We start from the raw sequence: 20,313 nt of genomic DNA on the forward strand, positions 1-20,313 counted from the left end.
CAGCCGACGGGCGTCAGTTGGCGAGCTCGCCGCGCACGGCCTCGGCGTAGGCACGGCCCTTGTACGCGCCGCACGACGGGCACGCCGCGTGGGGCAGCTTGTCGGCCTTGCACGTCGGGCACGAGGTCAGCGTCGTGGCAGTGGTCTTCCACTGCGACCGACGCGCACGGGTGTTGCTGCGCGACATCTTGCGCTTCGGAACCGCCACGGCTAGCTCTCTTTCGTCTCGTCGACCTTGCTCGCCAGGCCGCTCAGTGCGGACCAGCGAGGGTCAAGCGTCTCATGCTGATGGTCAGGGTCGTCCGCCAGGCGCGCTCCGCAGACGGAGCACAGGCCCGGGCAGTCAGGGCGGCACAGCGGTTGGAACGGCAGTGCCGGCACCACAGTGTCCCGCACCGCGGGCTCGAGGTCGACCAGGTCGCCCTCCAGCTCGCGGACGTCCTCCTCGTCGTCACCGTCCTCGACCGCGACCGCCGCGCGCTCGGGGTAGACGTACAGCTCCGTGAGCGACACGTCGACGTCGTCGACGACCTCGCCCAGGCAGCGCACGCACTCCCCGACCGCCCGGCCACGGATGCTTCCGGTGACCAGGACCCCCTCCATGACCGCCTCGAGCCTCAGGTCCAGCTCGACGTCGGTCCCGGTGGGGATGCCGATCACGTCCGTCCCGAGATCCTCGGGGCACCGACGGCGCGCTGCACGGTCCTCGTCGATCCCGGACGTCGGCCGAGGTCGTGCGTATCCAGCACGAACGGCGAACGGGGATCGAGGTGAACTTGGCGCTGCACGGCCTTCGGTCCCCTCGTCGATCTCGGTCCGTGCCACGACCGGCAGGACCAGCGTCCAAGCCTACGGCACCGGGCACCCGGCGCCCAAATCTCCCGACGTGTGACGTAGCCCGCTCCCGAGCAGGCCGACGGGGCAGGTCAGGAGGCGTCGCCGAGCCGCCCCGCGAGCTTCGCACGCCCGGCCTGGACCTGGGCGAGCACCTTGCCGAGATCGATCTCGAAGTCCGCGAGCCGACGGTCGCAGTAGTCGTCCGCGTCGCGGCGCAGCCCCTCGGCGGTCTCGTGCGCCTCGGCGACCACCTGCGCGGCCTTCTCGCGCGCCGCCACGACGACCTCCTCGGCGTCCACGAGACGTGCCTGCTCCTCGCGCGCCGCCGCCACGATCGCGTCCGCCTCGGCGCGGGCCGACGAACGCGCCGAGTCCGCCTCCGCGAGCACCTCGTCGGCCTGGCTGAGCTGCGTCGGCAGCACGTCACGCGCCTGCGCCACCAGGTCGAGCAGCTCCGCACGGCTCACCAGCACGGACGACGACATGGGCATCGAGCGCGCCGCGCTCACCGCCTGCTCGATCGCGTCCAGCACCCCCGTGAGCCCCTCGGGCCTCGTCGTCGGTTCGCTCACCGTGCACCTCCCAGGGCCTCGCGGACCGCGACGGCGACGCCGCCCGGCACGAGGTCGTCGATGGGCCCGCCGAACCGGGCCACGTCCTTGACCAGCGACGACGCGATGTGCGCGAGCGCCGGGTCCCCCACGACGAACACCGTCTCGACGTCCGTCAGGTGGCGGTTCATCAGCGCCATCGGCAGCTCCGCGTCGAAGTCCGCCCCACCGCGCAGGCCCTTGACGATCGCGCTCGCGCCGACGTCCCGCACGAAGTCGGCGAGCAACCCGTCGACGACCTCGACCCGCACGCCGTCGAGGTCCGCGAGCGCAGCCCGCGCGACCTCGACCCGTGCAGCGACGTCCAGGAGCGCGTGCTTCGAGGAGTTGCGGGCGATCCCGACGACGACCTCGTCGAACATCGACCGAGCACGCCGCACGACGTCGACATGACCGAGCGTGAGCGGGTCGAACGATCCGGGGCACACCGCGATGGTCACCTGGCCAGGGTAGGCCAGGCGCGTCGGCACGGCGGTGCGTCGGCCTCAGCGCGGCTGCGAGGCGTGGTCGGGCTCTGGCTCGGCGTCGGGCGTCGCGGGCTCGGCGAACCACACGACCGTGTCCCCGTACGCGCGCCGGTCGAAGCGCCGCACCCCGTCCGGCCAAGCCGGTTCGGGCGTGCGGGCCGACTGCTCGACCGCGAGCACGGCGCCGTCCGCGAGCGCACCTGCGACCCCGGCGAGCACCTGGGCGAGCAGCGTCGGCGCGAGGTCGTACGGCGGGTCGACGAGGACGAGGTCCCAGGGTGCGGCCGCGGGTCTCGCGACGAAGCGCTCGGCCCGCTCTCCCGCGACGACGACGACGTCGCCGAGCCCGAGCGTCGCGACGTTGCGACGGCACACCTGCGCGGCGGCCGCGGCGTGCTCCACCAGGGTCACGGTGGCGGCCCCGCGGGACGCCGCCTCGATCCCGAGCGCACCCGACCCTGCGAACAGGTCGAGCACGCGCGCGTCGTGCACCACGTCGAGGTGCTCGAGCCGGGAGAACAGCGCCTCGCGCACGCGCTCGCTCGTCGGCCGCGTCCCGGCACGCGGGACCTCGAGCACGCGACCGCCGACCGTGCCGGCCACGACGCGCGTCACCTCGTCGCCTCGCGGCGCTGCTTCTCGAGCTCCTCCTGCGTCGCGGTCATCCGCTCGAGCAACGTTCCGGTCGCCGTCGACGACGCCACGGCCACCGCGACGACCGCGCACAGCACCTGGACCGTCACGAGCGTCGGCGTCACCGTCCGCAGCAGGATCGCGACCCACACCGGCAGCAGCCCCAGCACCACGACGTCCGGCCCCCGCGCGAGCACCGACCCCACACCGGTGGGCAGCGCGCCCATCGGCGTCGAGACGAGTGGCCCCGACCAGTCGGGCGCCGGGCGGTACGACGAACGCACCGCGGCTGCGGCCCACACGGGCGTCGACGCGACGCCGAGCGCGAGCCAGCCCGCGACACCCCCGGTCCACCGCCCGACCGCGGCGAACGCCACGAGCGACCAGAGCAGCATCGCGGCACCCGGCACGACCATCCGGAGCCGCCGCACGCTCTTGAGGCCGAGCGGCAGCAGCCGGTCCAGCACGGGAGCCATCTGCGCGCGACGCGCACCCTCGCCGGTCGCGCTCATCGCGACGTAGCCGGCTACGAGCACCGACAGCAGGACGCCGAAGGGGCTCGCGAGCTGCGGCACGCTCGTCACCAGCACGGGGACGAGCGCCGCGACCAGGATCTGCACCACGTGGCGCACGGACCGGCGCAGCACGACGAGGTCGGCCGTGACCAGCGCCGACGCCGCGCCGCGTGCCGTGCGCAGGCGCGAGGTCCGGCGTCGGGCGGGCGCCGCGGCGCCGTCGGTGAGCGCTCGGCCGAGCTCGCGAGAGTCGAGCGAGACCGCGGCGCCGACGGCCTGCGTCGCGACCGAGCCGCTCTCGCGCAGGCTGCGCTCGGGGATGCGACCCAGGCGCCGGTCGACGAGCACCGCGAGCGCGGCGACGACGAGGGCAGCACCCGCGGCACCGACCCACGGCAGGGTCGGCACGCTGCGCACCGACCAGTCGCCGAGCGCGAGCACGACGGCGGCGACGGGCGCGGCGGCGAGCAGGAGGTCGCCCACGAGCGCCGTCGTCGACCTGCGCACGCCGCGTGACTGCAGGACGGCGGCCAACAGCACCAGCGCGGCTGCTGCGAGGGCGGCCGTCACGGCGACGCGCGCGACGTGCCCCGCCGCGTCGCTCAGCAGGCCCGCGTCGAGCAGCGCGACGAGGACCGCGCCGACGAGCGCGGCGACCACCGGCAGGCGCCTGGCGGCCGGCCGCAGCAGCCCGCGGCGGTCCACGGGCAGCGAGAGCCACCACGACGCCTCGGCGCCCCCCGCCCCCACGGGGCCGAGCCTGCCCGCGAGCGAGACGAGGATGCCCGCGAGACCGACGACGAGGACCACGACCAGGGTCGGCAGGCTCAGGCCTCGCGGCGCGTGCACCGCGGGCTCGTCGGGCAGCGCGACGCGCAGCGCCTGCGCCGCGCCGAGCGCCAGACCGATGCCGATCGCGAGGGTGATGACCGCGTAGTAGACGTCCGAGAGGAGCGCACCGAGGCTCGCGCCACCGCGAGCGTTGCCGGCCTGCGCGGTGAACCGACGGATCGCGCGCGCGTCGGGGACCTCGCCCTCCTCGGCGGGCGAGACCGCCGGCACGTCCTGCCGCTCGCCGACCGGGTCCGAGGTCACGGGTTCTCCCGGCTGATGAGCGTCGCGGCCTCCCCGGGCGGCAGGACGCGCGTCACGTCGTCCGCGACGTGCACCGCGCGGTCCGCGACCGCGAGCACGAGGTCGGGGTCGTGCGTCGCGAGCAGCACCGCACCGCCCGCCTCCTTCTCGTCGACGAGCCGCTGCGCGAGGCGGTCGCGCATCGCGCGGTCGAGCCGCTGCTCGGGCTCGTCCAGCACCAGCAGCGAGCGCGGCCGCGCGAAGCCCGCCGCCAGCAGCAGCCGGCGGCGCTGACCCGAGGACAGCGCGACGGGCAGCGAGCGCGCGTGCTCCACGAGCCCGAACTCCTCGAGCAGCCTGCTGACGAGCTCGTCGGCCCCGAGCATGCCGTGCCCGCGCGCCGTGAGGTACAGGTGCTCCGCGACGGTGAGCGCCGGGAAGTACGCGTCGTCGTCGAGCACGCTCGCGACCGCCGTGCGGAACGCGACGTCCCGCTCGTCGACCTCGGCGCCCAGCACCGAGAGCTTCCCGCCGCTGGGGTCGAGCAGCCCGATGACCGCGCGCAGCACGGTCGACTTGCCCGAGCCGTTCGCGCCCACGAGCGCGACGGCCTTGCCGAGGTTCAGCGTGAACGTCACGGGCGCGCACACGGGTGCACCGCCGTAGCCGACGAGCAGGTCCTGGGCGCGCACGACGGGCTGGGAGACGTTCTTCGGCACGTCGGCCAGGGTAGCCGTGCGGTCGCACGTCGGATGTCGCTCGTCGTACGACGCCCCCGGCCGGGTTGCTCAGCTGCGGTCCAGGAACTCGTCCCGGCTGTCGGCGAGCAGCACGTCGATCGCGGAGCGCAGCGCGGGCCACGCCTCGAGCTCGGGATCCCTCTCGACGAGCGTGCGCGCGTCGGTGCGGGCCTGCTCGATGAGCGTGCCGTCGCGCGTCACGCGCAGCAGCCGCAGCGAGCTCGCGGCGCCCCACTGCGACGCTCCGAGCACGTCGCCCTCGCCGCGCTGCTCGAGGTCGAAGGCCGCCAGGGCGAAGCCGTCCGAGCTCTGCGCGACCGCCCGCACGCGCTCGTCCGCCGACGAGCCGGGCGGCGCGGAGCTCACGAGCAGGCACACGCCCGGCGCCGAGCCACGCCCCACCCGGCCCCGCAGCTGGTGCAGCTGCGAGACGCCGAACCGGTCGGCGTCGAGGACGACCATCGCCGTCGCCTCCGGCACGTCCACACCGACCTCGACCACCGTCGTCGAGACCAGCACGGGTGTCGCACCGGACGCGAAGTCGGCCAGCGCGCGCTCCTTCTCCTCGGACGACATGCGTCCGTGCAGCACCCCGACGCCGATCCCCCGCAGGTCCGCCAGGCCGCGGAGCTCCTCGGCCACCTCGCTCACCGCACGCAGCGGCCTGCGTGGGGTCGCGTCGGCGTCGCCGAGCGTCACGGGCTCGACCGCGACGAGGTCGGCACCGTCGGCGTCGTCACCGTCGATCCGTGCGCACACCACGTAGGCGCGCCCACCCCGGTCGACCTCCTCGCGCACGCGCCGCCACGTGCGCGCGACCCAGACGTCGTTGTCCGCCGGCACGACGAACGACGTGATGCCGCTGCGCCCTGCGGGGACCTCGTCGAGCACGCTCGTCTCGAGGTCGCCGAACACCGTCATCGCGACCGTGCGCGGGATGGGCGTCGCCGTCATCACCAGCAGGTGCGGGGCGGCCGCGGCCTTCGCCCGCAGCGTGTCGCGCTGCTCGACACCGAACTTGTGCTGCTCGTCGACGACGACGAGCCCGAGGTCCGCGAACTGCACGTGCGCCGAGAGCAGGGCGTGCGTGCCGACCACGATCCCCGCGCCACCTCCGGCGGCCTCCGCGAGCGCGGCCCGACGCGACGCCGCACCCGCGGAGCCCGTGAGCAGCGCGACGCGGGTCCCGAGCTCCGCTCCCCCGAGCAGCCCGCCCTCCGCGAGATCCCCCAGCATCGCGCGCAGCGTGCGCGCGTGCTGCGCCGCGAGCACCTCGGTCGGCGCGAGCAGCGCGGCCTGACCGCCCGCGTCCACCACCTGCAGCATCGCGCGCAGCGCGACGACCGTCTTGCCCGACCCGACCTCGCCCTGGAGCAGCCTCTGCATCGGCACGGACCGTTCGAGCTCGGCCGCGATCTCGTCGCCGACGGACCGCTGGCCGGCCGTGAGGGTGAACGGCAACCGTGCGTCGAACGCGTCCAGCAGGCCGCCGGGCACCCGCGGGCGCGCGGTGGCCGGCTCGGCCGCGGCTCGCGCGCGGCGACGCGCGAGCTCCGCCTGCAGCACGAACGCCTCCTCGTACCGCAGCCGGTGGCGGGCGCGGCGCCAGTCCTGCTCGACGCGCGGCACGTGCAGGTCGCGCAACGCCTCGAGCAGCGGTCCGAGCCCGCGGGCCGCTCTGATCTCGTCGGGCACGGGGTCGGCGACGTCACCGTCGTGCAGCTGCTCGACGACGACGCGCGCCACGGCACGGATCTTCGCCGACTCGAGCTTCGCGCTCGCGGGGTAGATCGGCGTGGGCCATCCCGCCTCGGCTGCGACGCGGGCCTCGGCGTCCTCGTCGTCGTCGTCGGGACCGGAGTCGAACCAGTCCCGGCGCGGGTTGGTGAGCTGGGCCGTCCCCTGGAACAGGGAGACCTTGCCGGTGAACAACCCGCGCCTCCCCGGGCGCATCGACGCGAGCATCGCCTGCGCCATGCGCTGGCGCTTGGTGAAGAACGTGCACCGCAGCGTGCTGGTGCCGTCGGTGATCTCGAGCTCGACCCGCGGTGCGCCGGTCTGCCGCGCGACCCTGATCGTCGCGCGGCGCACCTCGGCCACGACGGAGGCGATCTCCCCCACGACGAGCCCGGAGATGTCCGTGAGGGTGCTGGGATCGGCGTACCGCCGCGGGTAGTGCCGCAGCACGTCGCCCGCCGTGCGCATCCCGAGCGCCTCGAACGCGGGCCCGGCGCGCGGTGCGAGCCTTCCCACGGGCCGGTCCAGCGGGCTCGACGACGGCGCGAGCACGGAGTCGTCGTACCGCAGGCCGTCGCTCACGGTCAGTCCACCCCCACGACGACGAGCGGCCCCCGCCCGGTCGGGCCGACGAACGCGACCTCGCGGTCGCCCGCGGCCGCCAGGACCCGCGCTCGCATGTCGTCGTCGAACGCCTCGCGGTGCAGCACGGTCAGGCTCTCGCCGCCGTCGATGCCGTCGATGCCTGCGACGGCGTCGGCGACGACGTCCACGCCGGCGTCGCCCACCGACGCCACGACCCGCAGACGCGTCAGCGCGTCCCGCGCTCCCGCCGCGGGGTCCGCGCTCGAGACCGACGCGAGCGTCGCGACCACCGCCTCGAGCTCCCCGCGCGCCGGGGCGACGCGCACGCCGTCACCGTGCACGGCGGCGACCTCGGCGAGCACCGCGTCGTCGACGGCGTCACCCGGCACCAGGAGCACGCGTGCACCGCCCGCGTCCGCGACCGCTCGCGCGACGTGCTCGGCCCGCAGCGGTTCCTCGGGGCACGCGACGAGGGCCACGGCACCGGTCGCGGCGTACCAGGCCGCGAGCGCGGGCGCCCGGGTGCACACGACGACGCCCCACGCGGGCTCGTCGGCCGACTGGCCGTGCCCGCCCTCGACGAGCCGCACGACCGCCTGCTCGCGGCGTCCGACCACGCACGCCGCGATCGCTGCGGCCGGGTCGTCGGTGTGCACGTGCACGTGCAGCCAGTCCCGGTCGCCGACCACGGCGACGGAGTCGCCCACGGCGCCGAGCGCCGACCGCAGCGGACCCGCGACCTCGGCGTCCTGCGGCACGCGGACCAGCAGCATGACCTCGTACGCGCCGCCGTCGCCGTGCTGGACCGTCTGCTCCTCGAAGCCCACGGCGGGCAACCAGCCCAGGCCCGGATGCCGGCCCGCGACCGCGCCCGCGAGCGCGTCGAGCACGACGAGCAGCGCGCACGCGCCTGCGTCGAGCACGCCTGAGCGACGCAGCACCGGGTGCCGTGAGCTGATGTCGCCGAGCGACGCGCGCGCGTCGTCGAGCACCTGCGCGAGCAGTGCAGGCAGCGGAGCGGACGCAGCCGCCGCCTCCGCCGCGGCGTCCGCGACCGCGTCGGCGAGCGTCAGGACGGTTCCCTCCTGCGGGTCGGCCATCGCCTGGCGGGCCGCACGGGCCGCGGAGCCGAGCGCCGCGGCGACCTGCGTCGCGTCCGCGGCGGCCCCGACCCGGCGCGCGAAGCCCGCGACGTACTGGCTCACGATGACGCCCGAGTTGCCGCGAGCCGAGCGCAGGCAGCCGCGCGCGAACGCGGCGAGCACGGCGTCCGCGCCCGGGCCGGGACGAGCGTCGTCGACCGCCCGCGCCCCGCCGGCCACGGTCAGCAGGACGTTGGTGCCCGTGTCCGAGTCCGGTACGGGGAAGACGTTCACGGCGTCGATGCGCTCACGCGCCCGGGAGAGCGCGTCGTGCGCCCCCGCTACCCAGGCGCGTGCGACGGCGTCGTCGAGCACGATCCCGCCCACACGCACCACCTCAGCCCTCTCGCGCGGATCCGCAGACCGGACCCGCGCACGACACCCGGACGTCCGTCCGCCGGAGGACACCCTGCCTCATCCCCCTGACATTTGGGCGACGCGGACCGATGGGCTAATCTTGACCGGTTGCCCGGAGGCTTTCGGGCACCTCGCGGCGCTCGCAGGGCGCGCGCCGCCCCTTCAGCTTCGCCGCCCCCGCGGCGGCGTTCGACCGTGACTTGCCAAGCAAGCTCCGGGACCTGTCACGGTCCCGGACCGATGAACACAGGAGAAGATCGTGGCTGCCAACTGCGACGTCTGCGCCAAGGGCCCGAGCTTCGGGCACAGCATCTCGCACTCGCACGTGCGCACGAAGCGCCGCTGGAACCCGAACATCCAGCGCGTCCGCGCGGTCGTCGCGGGCACCCCGAAGCGCCTCAACGTCTGCACCTCGTGCCTCAAGGCCGGCAAGGTGCAGCGCGCCGTCTGAGACGAGCGCATCCCGGCCCCGTCGAGGGGTCGTGACGGAAGGCCCGCAAGGTTCACCTTGCGGGCCTTCGTCGTGCCTGCACGATGTGGCAGGGTGAGGCCATGACCGAGCAGCTCGACGACGTGTCGATCCGGACCGCCACCGCCGCCGACGCCGCCGCGATCGCGGCCGTGCACGTCCGGTCGTGGCAGGAGGCGTACGCGGGCATCGTCCCGGCCGACTACCTCGACAGCCTCGACGCCGCGGCACGGACCGAGAAGTGGGCGGGCTACCTCGAGCGGGGCCCGCAGGACGGGGTCCGTACCTGGGTCGCGCTGGCGTCCGAGCGCGTGCTGGGCTTTGCCTCCGTCGGTCCCAGCCGCGACGAGGACGCGTCGCGCGGCGACCGCGAGGTCTACTCGATCTACCTCGATCCCGGCACGTGGGGCCACGGCGTCGCGCGCGACCTCATGCGCACGGTCGTCGCGGAGGTCGGCGACAAGACGCGCATCACGCTGTGGGTCCTGGCGGACAACGAGCGCGCGCGGCACTTCTATCGTCGGCACGGTTTCCAGGCGGACGGTGTCGAGCGCATCGACGAGGTGGGCGGCGCCGACCTGCTCGAGGTGCGCTACCGGCGCAACTGACGGCCTCGACGACGGCCGTACCCGCGGGCCTGACGACGGCCGTACCCGCTCACCGGCCGAAGTGGTCCCAGCCGCGCGGCCCGTCCCACGACCGCCCGTGCACCAGTACACCGGGTTCGCCCGCACGAACGCTCCCGACGACGCGGAACCCGGGGGGAAGCTGTGCGGCCTGCGGGAACGTGGCGAGCAGACCGTGGTCCTCTCCCCCGGCGAGCAGCCATGCGTCCGCGTCGACGCCGAACCGCCGCGCCGCGGGATCGAGCACCGCGCGGTCCTCGTCGAACGTCGACGTGAGGTCGAGCACCACCCCGCTCGCTCGTGCGAGGCGTCCCGCGTCGCGCACGAGCCCGTCCGAGACGTCGAGCATCGCGGTCGCACCCGCGAGCGCCGCCAGCGCGCCGGCCTCGACGGGCACGGTCGGTGCGAGGTAGGCATCCACGAGCGCTGGAGCGACGTCGCGAGCGCCTGCCTCCAGCAGCGCCAGACCTGCGGCGGACCACCCTCGCGCACCCGCGTGCGCGAGCACGTCGCCCGGCCGGGCGCCCGAGCGCAGCACCGGGGCGCGTCCCTCGAGGTCCCCGTGCGCGGTGACCGCTACGACGACCACCGGCCCACCCGACAGGTCCCCGCCCACGACTCCGACACCCAGCGGCCGGCACGCGTCGGCGAAACCCCGCGCCAGGCCCTCGACCCACGCGACGGGCAGGTCGCCGGGCACGGCGAGCGCCACGACGAGGCTCGTCGGCCGCGCACCCGTCGCCGCGACGTCGGCGAGGTTCTGCACCGCCGCGCGGCGGCCCACGTCCCGCCCGGTCGACCAGGACCGCCGGAAGTGACGGTCCTCGACGAGCACGTCGGTCGTCACGACGAACCGGCCGTCGGGCGCGGCGACGACGGCGGTGTCGTCGCCCGGCCCCACGATCGTCGCGGACCCCGTCGGCAGCAGCGGCACGAACCTGGCGAGCAGCTCCTCCTCGTCGATGTCCGCGACGCGTGGTCCCTGGCTGCTCACGGCGCCACGCTAGACGACGCGCGCACGCCGGTGCGTCCGGGATCACAGCCGCGGCGCACCGCGCAGGCGCCGGGACGCCCACCCCGGGCGGCTAACGTGGCCGGGTGACCCGCCGCACCGCCCTGCTCGCCTGCCTCCCGCTCGCGCTGCTCGCCGGGTGCGCGAGCACCGTGCCGGTCGAGGTGGCGCCGAGCGCGACCGACCCGGTGTGCGCCCAGGTCGTGCTCAGCACGCCGGACGAGCTCGCGAGCCTGCACCGTGCGGACACCGATGCCCAGGCGTCGACGGCGTGGGGCACGCCGCAGGCGGCGATCGTCCTGCGGTGCGGGGTCGAGCCGCTCGGCCCGACGACCGACCGCTGCGTGACCGTCGGCACGCCGGGCGGAGCGAGCGTCGACTGGGTGACGAAGCCCGACTCGCCGAACGAGGGCGACTGGACGTTCACGACCTACGGACGCGTACCGGCGGTCGAGGTCGTCGTGCCCGCCGCGGTGCGTGCCGAGCACTCGACGTCGTTCCTCGCCGACCTGGGTCCGGCGATCTCGCAGACGCAGAAGAAGCGCTCCTGCCTCTGAGCACCTCCCGGGCCGGGGTGCTCAGCGCAGGCCGGTGGGCCGTTCGAGCGCGAGCCGCACGAGCTCGTCGACCAGCTCGGGGTACTCGACGCCCGACGCCGCCCACATGCGCGGGTACATCGAGAACGGCGTGAAGCCCGGCATCGTGTTGATCTCGTTGACGACGACCTGGTCGTCGGGCGTGACGAAGACGTCGACGCGCGCGAGCCCCTCGCTCCCGACCGCCTCGAAGGCGCGCACGGCCACGTCCTGGACGGCTGCGACGAGCTCGTCGGACAGGTCGGCCGGGCACTCGAGCCGCACACCCGACTCGTCGAGGTACTTCGCCTCGAAGTCGTAGAACGCGTGGTCCTGGCCGGTGACGACGATCTCGCCGGGCAGCGATGCGCGCGCGCGGTCGGCGCCGTGCCCACCGAGCACGCCGCACTCGATCTCGCGGCCGACGATCCCGGCCTCCACGACGATCTTCGGGTCGTGCTGCGCTGCGGCCTCGATCGCCGCGGGGAGGTCGGCCAGGTCGTCGACGCGGCTGATGCCGAGGCTCGAGCCGGCACGCGCGGGCTTGACGAACAGCGGCAGGCCGAGCGCCTCGACCTTGGCCGTCGCCGCAGCGGTGTCCCGGTCGAACTCGCCGGGCGCGAGCACGACGTACGGCCCGACCGTGAGCCCGCTGCCGGCCAGCACGAGCTTCATCATGTGCTTGTCCATGCCGACCGCGGACGCGAGCACCCCTGAACCGACGTAGCGCACGTCGGCCAGCTCGAGCATGCCCTGCAGCGTGCCGTCCTCGCCGAACGGGCCGTGCAGGAGCGGGAAGACGACGTCGACCGTGCCGATGTCCTGCGGGAGCGCCCCGGGCACGAGCACCTGGACCTCGCGGTCGTCCACCGCCTGCGGCAGCAGCACGTGCTCGGCGGTGTCCTCGACGTGCGGGAGCCGGTCCTCGGTGATCGCCCAGCGGTCGGGGTCGTCGGCCGCGAGCACCCAACGGCCGGCGGTCGTGATGCCGACCGCCAGGACGTCGTACCGCTCGCGGTCGAGCGCACGCAGGACCCCGCCCGCGGTCGCGCAGCTGATCGCGTGCTCGCCCGAGCGTCCCCCGAACAGCACCATCACACGGGGCCGGCGCTGCTCGATCACCCACCCGGCGTCGTCGGGCCCGGGCTGCGTGCTCGGGTCGGTGGCCGGGTGCGGCTGTGCGGCGTTCATCGGGCCCGACCCTACCCGGACGCACCCACGCACCGCGCCGCAGTCCCGGTGCGCGTCCCGGTGCGCGTCCCGGCGTCGGCAGCGGCGCGCGGGCCCTCCGCACGCTCGCAGCACGTAACCTGCTCGTCGTGGACCACGACGTGAAGCCCGCGACCCTCGCCGTGACGGGCGGTCGGCCCGACCGCGTGCAGGGGGCGCCCGTCAACCCGCCGCTCGTGCTCGCGTCCACGTACGTGTCGCAGGGCGTGCCGGGGCCCGGCGAGCCGTTGTACACGCGCATCGACGCCCCGACGTGGCACCCGTTCGAGCAGGTGCTCGGGGACCTCGAGTCCTCACGCCATCCCGCGCTCGTGACGGGCTCCGGCATGGCCGCGATCGCCGCCGCGTTCTCCCTCGTCCCGGCCGGGGGACGCCTCGTCGTGCCACGCCACGCCTACCAGGTCACGCTCGGCTACGCGCGGGACCTCGCAGAGCGCTGCGGCGTCGAGGTGGTCGTGGTGGACATCGACGACACCGACGCCGTCCTCGAGGCGGCGCAGGGGGCCTCGATGCTGTGGGTCGAGTCGCCGACCAACCCGATGCTCGAGGTCGCCGACCTGCCCGCGCTGATCGAGGGCGCGCACGCCGCCGGCGCGCTCGTCGGGGTCGACAACACGTTCGCCACCCCGCTCGTGCAGCGGCCGCTCACGCTGGGCGCGGACGTCGTCGTGCACTCCGTGACGAAGTACCTGGCGGGGCACTCCGACGTGGTCCTCGGTGCGGTGCTGGCCGACGACGACGAGCTGCACGCGCGCCTGCACGCGTACCGCACGACCCACGGTGCGATCGCGGGGCCGTTCGAGGTGTGGCTCGCGCTACGGGGGGTGCGCACGCTCGCGCTGCGTGTGGAGCGCTCGCAGGCGAACGCCGCCGAGCTCGCACGTCGCCTGCAGCAGCACCCCGCGGTCGCGCAGGTCCGCCACCCGAGCCTGCCCGACGACCCCGGGCACGAGCTCGCGGCACGCACCATGGACGGGTTCGGGTCGATCATCGGCCTGCGCCCGCGCGGGGGCGTCGCCGCGGCCGACGCGCTCGTCGACGCGCTGCGGCTGTGGGTCCCCGCGACCAGCCTGGGCGGCGTCGAGTCGAGCCTCGAGCGGCGGCGGCGGTTCGCGACGGAGTCGCTCACGGTCCCCGCCGACCTGCTGCGCCTGTCGGTCGGCATCGAGGACGTCGAGGACCTGTGGGCCGACCTGGCCGTGGCGCTCGACCTGGCACTCGACGTGGCGCTCGACGCGTCGCGCTAGGGGTCAGACGCCCTCGGCCTTGTGCGGGCGGGCCAGCAGGAGCGGCGCGAGCTCGTCGACCGGCAGCCCCTCGTGCAGGACGCGCACCACGGCGTGCGTGATCGGCATCTCGACGCCGAGCGACTCCGCGAGCTCGAGCACCGAGCGCGACGACTTCACGCCCTCCGCCGTCCCGCCTGTCGCCGCGACGGCCTCCTCGAGCGTCATGCCGCGCCCGATGTGCCCGCCGAGCGTGTGGTTGCGCGAGTCGGGTGACGCGCACGTCGCCATGAGGTCGCCCATGCCCGCGAGACCGGGGAACGTCTCGGGGTCCGCGCCGAGCGCGACGCCGAGCCGCGTGATCTCGACGAGGCCGCGCGTGATGACGGTCGCCATCGTGTTGAACCCGAGCCCGCGACCCTGCGAGATGCCGACCGCGAGGGCGATGACGTTCTTCACCGCGCCGCACAGCTCGACGCCCACGACGTCGAGGTTGGTGTACGGGCGGAAGTACGACGACGCGCACGCACGTGCGACGAGCTGGGCGGTCGCGTCGCTCGTCGAGGCGACGACCGTCGCCGTGGGCTGGCGGTGCGCGATCTCGCGCGCCAGGTTGGGGCCGGACACCACCGCGATGCGCTCGTCGGGCAGCCCCAGCGACTCGGCGACGACCTGGCTCATGCGCCGGTCCGTGCCCAGCTCGACACCCTTCATGAGCGACACGGCGACCGCGTCGGGGCCGATCGCGTCGCGCAGCGGCTCGAGCGTCGTGCGCGCGCTCTGCGACGGCACGGCGACGACCACGAGGTCGGCGTCGGCCACGGCCTCGCGGGGGTCGGTCGTCGCGGTGATCGTCGTCGGCAGCTCGACGCCCGGCACGTACCGCTCGTTGCGGTGCTGCTCGACGACCTCGCGCACCACCTTCTCGTCGCGGCCCCACAGCGTGACGTCGCAGCCCGCGTCGGCGAGCACGATCGCGAAGGTCGTGCCCCAGCTCCCGGCGCCGAGCACGGCTGCGCGCAGCGGGGCGGGGTCGAGCGGGACGTGGCGGTCGGCGGTCACGGGAGCTCCGGCTTCGTCGCGTGGTCGCCGCCGACCCGGGTCTCGCCGGGCGGCACCGGACGCCGCATGTCGTAGCGGACGGCGGGTGCCTTCTCGCCCCGGATGCCCTCCAGCAGCTCGGTGATCGCGGTCATCACGCGCTCGGTCGCCTCTCTGAGCGTGGCGTTGTCCATCGGCCGGCCGTACAGGTCGTCGAGGACCACGGGAGGCCCGGCGACGATCGTGATGTTCTTCGGCGGGATCGGCTTGAACAGCTTCTTGTACCGCCCCAGGAGGTCCTGCGCACCCCACTGCGCGACGGGGATGACGGGCGCCCGGGACGCGAGCGCCAGGCGAGCCACACCGGTCTTGCCGGCCATCGGCCACAGGTCCGGCTCGCGCGTGAGCGTCCCCTCGGGGAACACCGCGACGCACTCGCCGTCGGCGATCGCCTTCTCCCCCGCGCTGAGCGACTCACCCGCCGAGACCGTGTTGCGGTGGACGGGGATCTGACCGGTCTTGGCCAGCACCCACCCGACGAACGGGACCTTGAACAGCGGCGCCTTGGCGAGGATCTTCGGGGCGAACCCGTTGTCCCACAGGTAGTGCGCGAACGTCACCGGGTCGACATTGCTCATGTGGTTCGCGGCGACGATGAAGCCGCGGTCGGTCGGCAGGTTCTCCACGCCGCTCCAGTGGCGCTTGGTGATCACCAGCAGGATCGGGCGCAGGACGCGCGCGACGTTGCGGTAGGAGCGGTTGGACCGGGCTGGGGAGTGCACGGGAAGCGATGCTACCGGGTGGCCGTGGCCGTCCCGGGAGCGCTCAGTCGCGGCCGAACTCGGCGCCGAGGGCGTCGAGCTTGTCCATGAAGTGCTCGTAGCCCCGGTCGATGAGGCTGATGCCCCGGACCTGGCTCGTGCCCTTCGCGGTGAGCGCCGCGATGAGGTGGCTGAACCCGCCGCGCAGGTCCGGCACCTCGATGTCGGCGGCCGCGAGCGGCGTCGGGCCGCTGATCACGGCGGAGTGGTAGAAGTTGCGCTGCCCGAACCGGCACGGCCGGCCGCCCAGGCACTCCTTGTACACCTGGATCGTCGCACCCATGCCGACGAGGGCGTCCGTGAACCCGAAGCGGTTCTCGTACACCGTCTCGTGCACGATCGACAGCCCCTTGGCCTGCGTGAGCGCGACCACGAGCGGCTGCTGCCAGTCCGTCATGAAGCCGGGGTGCACGTCGGTCTCGAGCTGGATCGAGCGCAGGTCGCCGCCCGGGTGCCAGAACTGGATCCCCTCGTCGTCGACGCGGAACTCGCCACCGACCTTGCGGAACGTGTTGAGGAACGTCGTCATCTCGGGCTGCGTCGCCCCCCGCACGTAGATGTCGCCGCCCGTGGCCAGCGCCGCGGACGCCCACGACGCCGCCTCGATGCGGTCCGACAGCGCCGTGTGCTGGTAGCCCTCGAGCCGGTCCACGCCCTCGATGCGGATCACGCGGTCGGTGTCGACCGAGATGATCGCGCCCATCTTCTGCAGGACGTTGATGAGATCCATGATCTCGGGCTCGATCGCCGCGTTGGACAGCTCGGTGATGCCCTCGGCGCGCACCGCCGTCAGAAGCAGCTGCTCCGTCGCGCCGACGCTCGGGTACGGCAGGGCGATCTTGGTGCCCTGCAGCCGACGAGGAGCGCGCAGGTAGATGCCCGCGGCCTGCTTCTCCACGACCGCGCCGAACTGGCGCAGGATGTCGAGGTGGTAGTTGATGGGTCGGTCGCCGATGCGGCAGCCACCCAGGTCGGGGATGAACGCCTCGCCGAGCCGGTGCAGCAGCGGGCCGCAGAACAGGATCGGGATGCGGCTCGAGCCCGCGTGCGCGTCGATGTCCGCGACGTGCGCGGTCTCGACGTCGGTCGGGTCCAGGTGCAGCGTGCCCGCCTTGGCGTCGGCGTCGACCCGCACACCGTGCAGCTCGAGCAGGCCGGTGACCACGGCGACGTCCCGGATCTGCGGGACGTTGCGCAGGACGCTCGGGGTCTCCCCCAGCAGCGCGGCCACCATCGCCTTCGAGACGAAGTTCTTGGCCCCGCGGACGGTGATCTCGCCCTTGAGGGGCGTGCCGCCGTTGACGTACAGCAGGTCGCTCATCGCACCATCGTCCCCCACCCGGGCACGTGCTGGTGCACGTACCGCGCCGGATCTCATGCCTTGCGCACGACCTTCACAAACCGGGTCCACGAACCGGTTCGGCGGTCGCCGCTCACGCTAGCGGCGACGGCGCCGGCCCGCAGGGTGCTCCCCCGCGGGCCGGCGCCGTCGCGTCGTCGTGCCCCTCGCACCCGCTCAGAGGCCGGGACGGGTGCCGATCTCGACCGGGACACCGACCGGCCGTGCGGCCTTGATCTCGACCGGCGGCAGGTGCTTGGCGGGCAGCGTCGCGGGACGCCACGACTCGCGGGCCGCCTCGAAGTCCGAGATCTCGTCGGCGTGCTGCAGCGTCAGGCCGATGTCGTCGAGCCCCTCGAGCAGGCGCCAGCGCGTGTAGTCGTCGACCTGGAACGGCACGACCACGTCGTCGCACGTGATGGTGCGCGACTCGAGGTCCACGGTCACCTCCGTGCCCGGACGCGTCTCGAGGATCTTCCAGATGAGCTCGATGTCCTCCTGCGCCACCTGCGCGGCGAGCAGGCCCTGCTTGCCCGAGTTGCCGCGGAAGATGTCGGCGAAGCGCGCGCTGATCACGACGCGGAAGCCGTAGTCCTTGAGGGCCCACACGGCGTGCTCACGCGAAGAGCCGGTGCCGAAGTCGGGGCCCGCGACGAGCACCGAGCCGCTGCGGTACGCGTCCTGGTTGAGGATGAACGCCGGGTCCCCGCGCCACGCCGCGAAGAGCGCGTCCTCGAAGCCGGTGCGCGTCACGCGCTTGAGGTAGACCGCCGGGATGATCTGGTCGGTGTCGACGTTGCTGCGCCGCAGCGGGACGCCGACGCCGGTGTGCTGGGTGAACTTCTCCATGGTCTTCTCCTTGGTTCTTCCGGGTCAGACCGTCTGGAGGTCGGCCAGGGGCGTGCCGTCGGGCGCCGGCGTGCCGGTGCCCAGGTCGGCGTACGACGAGAGGGTGCCGCGGATGGCGGTGGCGGCGGCGACGAGCGGCGAGACGAGGTGCGTGCGGCCACCCTTGCCCTGGCGGCCCTCGAAGTTGCGGTTCGAGGTCGACGCCGAGCGCTCGCCGGGTGCGAGCTGGTCCGGGTTCATGCCCAGGCACATCGAGCAGCCCGCGTTGCGCCACTCGGCACCGAAGTCGAGGAAGATCTTGTCGAGCCCCTCGGCCTCGGCCTGCAGGCGCACGCGCGCCGAGGCCGGGACGACGAGCACGCGCACGTCGTCGGCCTTCTTGCGGCCCTGGACCACCTTGGCGACCGAGCGCAGGTCCTCGATGCGACCGTTGGTGCACGAGCCGATGAAGACGGTGTCGACGTGGATCTCGCGCAGCGGCTGGCCCGGCGTCAGGCCCATGTACTCGATCGCACGCTCGGCGGCGACGCGCTCGTTCTCGTCCGCGATGTTCTCCGGGACCGGGACGGACGCCGACAGCGGCAGACCCTGCCCGGGGTTGGTGCCCCACGTGACGAACGGCTCGAGGTCGGCGGCCTCGAGGACGACCTCGACGTCGAACTCGGCGTCGTCGTCGCTGCGCAGGGTCGACCAGTACTCGACCGCGGCGTCCCAGTCGGCACCCTCGGGCGCGTGCGGGCGGCCCTTGAGGTACTCGAACGTGGTCGCGTCCGGCGCGATCATGCCGGCGCGCGCACCCGCCTCGATCGACATGTTGCAGATCGTCATGCGCGCTTCCATCGACAGCGCGCGGATCGCCTCGCCGCGATACTCCAGGACGTAGCCCTGGCCGCCGCCGGTGCCGATCTTGGCGATGATCGCCAGGATGATGTCCTTGCTGGTGGCGCCGGGGGGCAGCTCCCCGTCCACCGTGATCGCCATGGTCTTGAACGGTGCGAGAGGCAGCGTCTGCGTGGCGAGCACGTGCTCGACCTCGGACGTCCCGATGCCGAACGCGAGGGCCCCGAACGCGCCGTGCGTCGAGGTGTGCGAGTCGCCGCAGACGACCGTCAGTCCGGGCTGCGTGAGGCCGAGCTGCGGACCGACCTGGTGGACGATGCCCTGGTCCGCATCACCGAGCGAGTGGATGCGCACGCCGAACTCCTGGGCGTTGTTGCGCAGCGTGTCGATCTGCGTGCGGCTCGTCGCGTCGGCGATCGGGCGGTCGATGTCGAGCGTCGGCGTGTTGTGGTCCTCGGTGGCGAGCGTGAGGTCCGGGCGGCGCACGGGGCGGCCGGCCAGGCGCAGACCCTCGAACGCCTGGGGGCTCGTCACCTCGTGCACGAGGTGGAGGTCGATGTAGAGCAGGTCGGGTGCGCCGTCCGCGCCACGACGCACGACGTGCGCGTCCCAGACCTTCTCTGCCAGCGTTCCGGCCATCTTTCGGGTCCTGTCTCTCGTCCATCCGGGGGGTGTCGCTTGCATCTCAGCCTGCGAGACGCCAATATCGACCTATGGACAACTCTAGCGGAGTCGGCGTGCTGGACAAGGCCGCGTCCGTTCTCAGCGCTCTCGAGGCCGGCCCGGCGACCCTCGCACAGCTGGTCACCGCCACCCATCTTGCCCGCCCGACGGCGCACCGCCTCGCCGTGGCGCTCGAGCACCACCGCCTCGTGGCGCGTGACATGCAGGGCCGCTTCGTGCTCGGCCCCCGCCTGTCGGAGCTCGCGACGGCCGCGGGCGAAGACCGCCTGCTCGCCGCGGCCGGCCCCGTGCTCGCAGCGGTGCGCGACCACACGGGCGAGTCGGCGCAGCTCTACCGCCGTCAGGGCGACCAGCGCATCTGCGTGGCTGCCGCCGAGCGGCCCATCGGCCTGCGCGACTCGATCCCCGTCGGCGCGACGCTGACGATGCAGGCCGGGTCGGCCGCCCAGGTCCTGCTGGCGTGGGAGGAGCCCGACCGCCTGCACCGTGGGCTGCAGGGCGCCAAGTTCACCGCGACGATCCTGTCCGGCGTCCGCCGCCGCGGCTGGGCCCAGTCCGTCTCGGAGCGCGAGGTCGGGGTCGCGTCGGTCTCGGCGCCCGTGCGCGGGCCCTCGGGGCGCGTCGTCGCGGCCGTCTCGGTCTCGGGCCCGCTCGAGCGCCTGTCGCGCCAGCCGGGTCGCCTGCACGCGGCCGCGGTCGTCTCGGCGGCCAACCGGCTGACCGAGGTGCTGCGCCGCACAGGCGACTGAGACTCGCCTGCCCCGGCCTCGCGACCGGACCGCCTCAGGGCGTCCGGACCGGCGAGCACGCCCGGACGGCCAGTCCGCACGCCCGCAGCGGGTGGCATCTGGCTGCTCACGCGAGCCAGATGCCACCCGCTGCGCCGTGCGCGCGCGGGCGGGG

20 protein-coding genes and 1 pseudogene are annotated in these 20,313 nt (G+C 74.2%); 5 read left to right on the forward strand and 16 right to left on the reverse strand.

Going from position 1 to position 20,313, the window contains the following annotated elements; translation table 11 throughout:
• Window positions 1-13 precede the first annotated feature (13 nt).
• From rpmF to AW16_RS17580, 9 genes and pseudogenes are all read right to left on the reverse strand, one after another.
• Window positions 14-208, reverse strand: coding sequence for a 50S ribosomal protein L32 (rpmF, locus tag AW16_RS0106245; protein ID WP_029289078.1), 195 nt, complete (start codon window positions 206-208; stop codon window positions 14-16).
• 2 nt (window positions 209-210) lie between these two features.
• Window positions 211-788: pseudogene (locus AW16_RS16930) on the reverse strand (DUF177 domain-containing protein).
• A gap of 138 nt (window positions 789-926) precedes the next feature.
• On the reverse strand, window positions 927-1,409 hold the full coding sequence (locus AW16_RS0106255; protein WP_029289079.1) for a hypothetical protein: 483 nt from the start codon (window positions 1,407-1,409) through the stop codon (window positions 927-929).
• Window positions 1,406-1,888, reverse strand: coding sequence for a pantetheine-phosphate adenylyltransferase (coaD, locus tag AW16_RS0106260; RefSeq protein ID WP_029289081.1), 483 nt, complete (start codon window positions 1,886-1,888; stop codon window positions 1,406-1,408). The genes AW16_RS0106255 and coaD overlap by 4 nt, the downstream gene beginning before the upstream one ends.
• 45 nt (window positions 1,889-1,933) lie before the next feature.
• Window positions 1,934-2,530 carry a 16S rRNA (guanine(966)-N(2))-methyltransferase RsmD gene (rsmD, locus tag AW16_RS0106265; protein ID WP_029289083.1) on the reverse strand — a complete coding sequence of 199 codons (597 nt, stop codon included), beginning with the start codon at window positions 2,528-2,530 and terminating at the stop codon, window positions 1,934-1,936.
• On the reverse strand, window positions 2,527-4,158 hold the full coding sequence (locus AW16_RS0106270; RefSeq protein WP_231495964.1) for a DUF6297 family protein: 1,632 nt from the start codon (window positions 4,156-4,158) through the stop codon (window positions 2,527-2,529). The genes rsmD and AW16_RS0106270 overlap by 4 nt, the downstream gene beginning before the upstream one ends.
• Window positions 4,155-4,856: an ABC transporter ATP-binding protein gene (locus tag AW16_RS0106275; protein WP_029289086.1), complete on the reverse strand. Its 702-nt coding sequence runs from the start codon at window positions 4,854-4,856 to the stop codon at window positions 4,155-4,157. The genes AW16_RS0106270 and AW16_RS0106275 overlap by 4 nt, the downstream gene beginning before the upstream one ends.
• 69 nt (window positions 4,857-4,925) lie before the next feature.
• The gene (locus tag AW16_RS0106280) at window positions 4,926-7,196 is read right to left on the reverse strand and encodes an ATP-dependent DNA helicase RecG (protein WP_231495965.1); all 2,271 of its coding nucleotides are present in this window, start codon (window positions 7,194-7,196) and stop codon (window positions 4,926-4,928) included.
• Between the two features lie 2 nt (window positions 7,197-7,198).
• A complete protein-coding gene (locus tag AW16_RS17580) occupies window positions 7,199-8,668 on the reverse strand; it encodes a DAK2 domain-containing protein (RefSeq protein WP_051681711.1) in 1,470 nt (489 codons plus the stop codon).
• Window positions 8,669-8,957: 289 nt separating this feature from the next.
• Here AW16_RS17580 and rpmB point away from each other — a divergent pair, with 289 nt between their 5' ends.
• Together rpmB and AW16_RS0106295 are read left to right on the forward strand one after the other, a co-directional pair.
• Entirely contained in the window at window positions 8,958-9,149 is a 192-nt protein-coding gene (gene rpmB, locus AW16_RS0106290) for a 50S ribosomal protein L28 (protein WP_029289091.1), read from the forward strand.
• Between the two features lie 101 nt (window positions 9,150-9,250).
• Window positions 9,251-9,775 (forward strand): GNAT family N-acetyltransferase, encoded by a 525-nt coding sequence (locus AW16_RS0106295; protein WP_029289093.1) that lies wholly within the window; start codon window positions 9,251-9,253, stop codon window positions 9,773-9,775.
• 49 nt (window positions 9,776-9,824) lie between these two features.
• On the opposite strand, the gene AW16_RS0106300 is transcribed toward AW16_RS0106295, so the two are convergent.
• Window positions 9,825-10,787: a thiamine-phosphate kinase gene (locus AW16_RS0106300; protein WP_029289095.1), complete on the reverse strand. Its 963-nt coding sequence runs from the start codon at window positions 10,785-10,787 to the stop codon at window positions 9,825-9,827.
• 104 nt (window positions 10,788-10,891) lie between these two features.
• Here AW16_RS0106300 and AW16_RS0106305 point away from each other — a divergent pair, with 104 nt between their 5' ends.
• Complete coding sequence (locus AW16_RS0106305; protein WP_029289097.1) at window positions 10,892-11,362, forward strand: DUF3515 family protein; 471 nt, start codon at window positions 10,892-10,894, stop codon at window positions 11,360-11,362.
• A 21-nt stretch (window positions 11,363-11,383) separates the two neighbouring features.
• On the opposite strand, the gene AW16_RS0106310 is transcribed toward AW16_RS0106305, so the two are convergent.
• Window positions 11,384-12,571 (reverse strand): D-alanine--D-alanine ligase family protein, encoded by a 1,188-nt coding sequence (locus AW16_RS0106310; RefSeq protein ID WP_081861494.1) that lies wholly within the window; start codon window positions 12,569-12,571, stop codon window positions 11,384-11,386.
• A gap of 128 nt (window positions 12,572-12,699) precedes the next feature.
• Between AW16_RS0106310 and AW16_RS0106315 the strand changes: the two genes are divergently transcribed.
• Window positions 12,700-13,857 carry a PLP-dependent aspartate aminotransferase family protein gene (locus AW16_RS0106315; protein WP_051681712.1) on the forward strand — a complete coding sequence of 386 codons (1,158 nt, stop codon included), beginning with the start codon at window positions 12,700-12,702 and terminating at the stop codon, window positions 13,855-13,857.
• A gap of 3 nt (window positions 13,858-13,860) precedes the next feature.
• Here AW16_RS0106315 and AW16_RS0106320 read toward each other — a convergent pair whose 3' ends face one another.
• The 5 genes from AW16_RS0106320 to leuC form a co-directional block, all read right to left on the reverse strand.
• A complete protein-coding gene (locus AW16_RS0106320) occupies window positions 13,861-14,898 on the reverse strand; it encodes an NAD(P)H-dependent glycerol-3-phosphate dehydrogenase (protein ID WP_034648196.1) in 1,038 nt (345 codons plus the stop codon).
• A complete protein-coding gene (locus tag AW16_RS0106325; protein WP_029289103.1) occupies window positions 14,895-15,659 on the reverse strand; it encodes a 1-acyl-sn-glycerol-3-phosphate acyltransferase in 765 nt (254 codons plus the stop codon). The genes AW16_RS0106320 and AW16_RS0106325 overlap by 4 nt, the downstream gene beginning before the upstream one ends.
• 43 nt (window positions 15,660-15,702) lie before the next feature.
• Entirely contained in the window at window positions 15,703-17,019 is a 1,317-nt protein-coding gene (murA, locus tag AW16_RS0106330) for a UDP-N-acetylglucosamine 1-carboxyvinyltransferase (RefSeq protein ID WP_029289104.1), read from the reverse strand.
• 195 nt (window positions 17,020-17,214) lie between these two features.
• The gene (gene leuD, locus AW16_RS0106335; protein WP_029289105.1) at window positions 17,215-17,886 is read right to left on the reverse strand and encodes a 3-isopropylmalate dehydratase small subunit; all 672 of its coding nucleotides are present in this window, start codon (window positions 17,884-17,886) and stop codon (window positions 17,215-17,217) included.
• 24 nt (window positions 17,887-17,910) lie between these two features.
• Complete coding sequence (gene leuC / locus AW16_RS0106340) at window positions 17,911-19,365, reverse strand: 3-isopropylmalate dehydratase large subunit (RefSeq protein ID WP_029289107.1); 1,455 nt, start codon at window positions 19,363-19,365, stop codon at window positions 17,911-17,913.
• Window positions 19,366-19,439: 74 nt separating this feature from the next.
• Here leuC and AW16_RS0106345 point away from each other — a divergent pair, with 74 nt between their 5' ends.
• The gene (locus AW16_RS0106345) at window positions 19,440-20,159 is read left to right on the forward strand and encodes an IclR family transcriptional regulator (protein WP_029289109.1); all 720 of its coding nucleotides are present in this window, start codon (window positions 19,440-19,442) and stop codon (window positions 20,157-20,159) included.
• Window positions 20,160-20,313: the final 154 nt, after the last annotated feature.

Source organism: Cellulomonas sp. HZM, assembly GCF_000708885.1.
Taxonomy (GTDB): domain Bacteria; phylum Actinomycetota; class Actinomycetes; order Actinomycetales; family Cellulomonadaceae; genus Cellulomonas.

Bases quoted from the DNA above. Each gene is read 5' to 3' on its own strand.
- AW16_RS0106310 (WP_081861494.1), bottom strand. From the start codon at position 12,571: ATGAACGCCGCACAGCCGCACCCGGCCACCGACCCGAGCACGCAGCCC.
- leuC (WP_029289107.1), bottom strand. From the start codon at position 19,365: ATGGCCGGAACGCTGGCAGAGAAGGTCTGGGACGCGCACGTCGTGCGT.
- leuD (WP_029289105.1), bottom strand. From the start codon at position 17,886: ATGGAGAAGTTCACCCAGCACACCGGCGTCGGCGTCCCGCTGCGGCGC.
- AW16_RS0106345 (WP_029289109.1), top strand. From the start codon at position 19,440: ATGGACAACTCTAGCGGAGTCGGCGTGCTGGACAAGGCCGCGTCCGTT.
- AW16_RS0106295 (WP_029289093.1), top strand. From the start codon at position 9,251: ATGACCGAGCAGCTCGACGACGTGTCGATCCGGACCGCCACCGCCGCC.
- murA (WP_029289104.1), bottom strand. From the start codon at position 17,019: ATGAGCGACCTGCTGTACGTCAACGGCGGCACGCCCCTCAAGGGCGAG.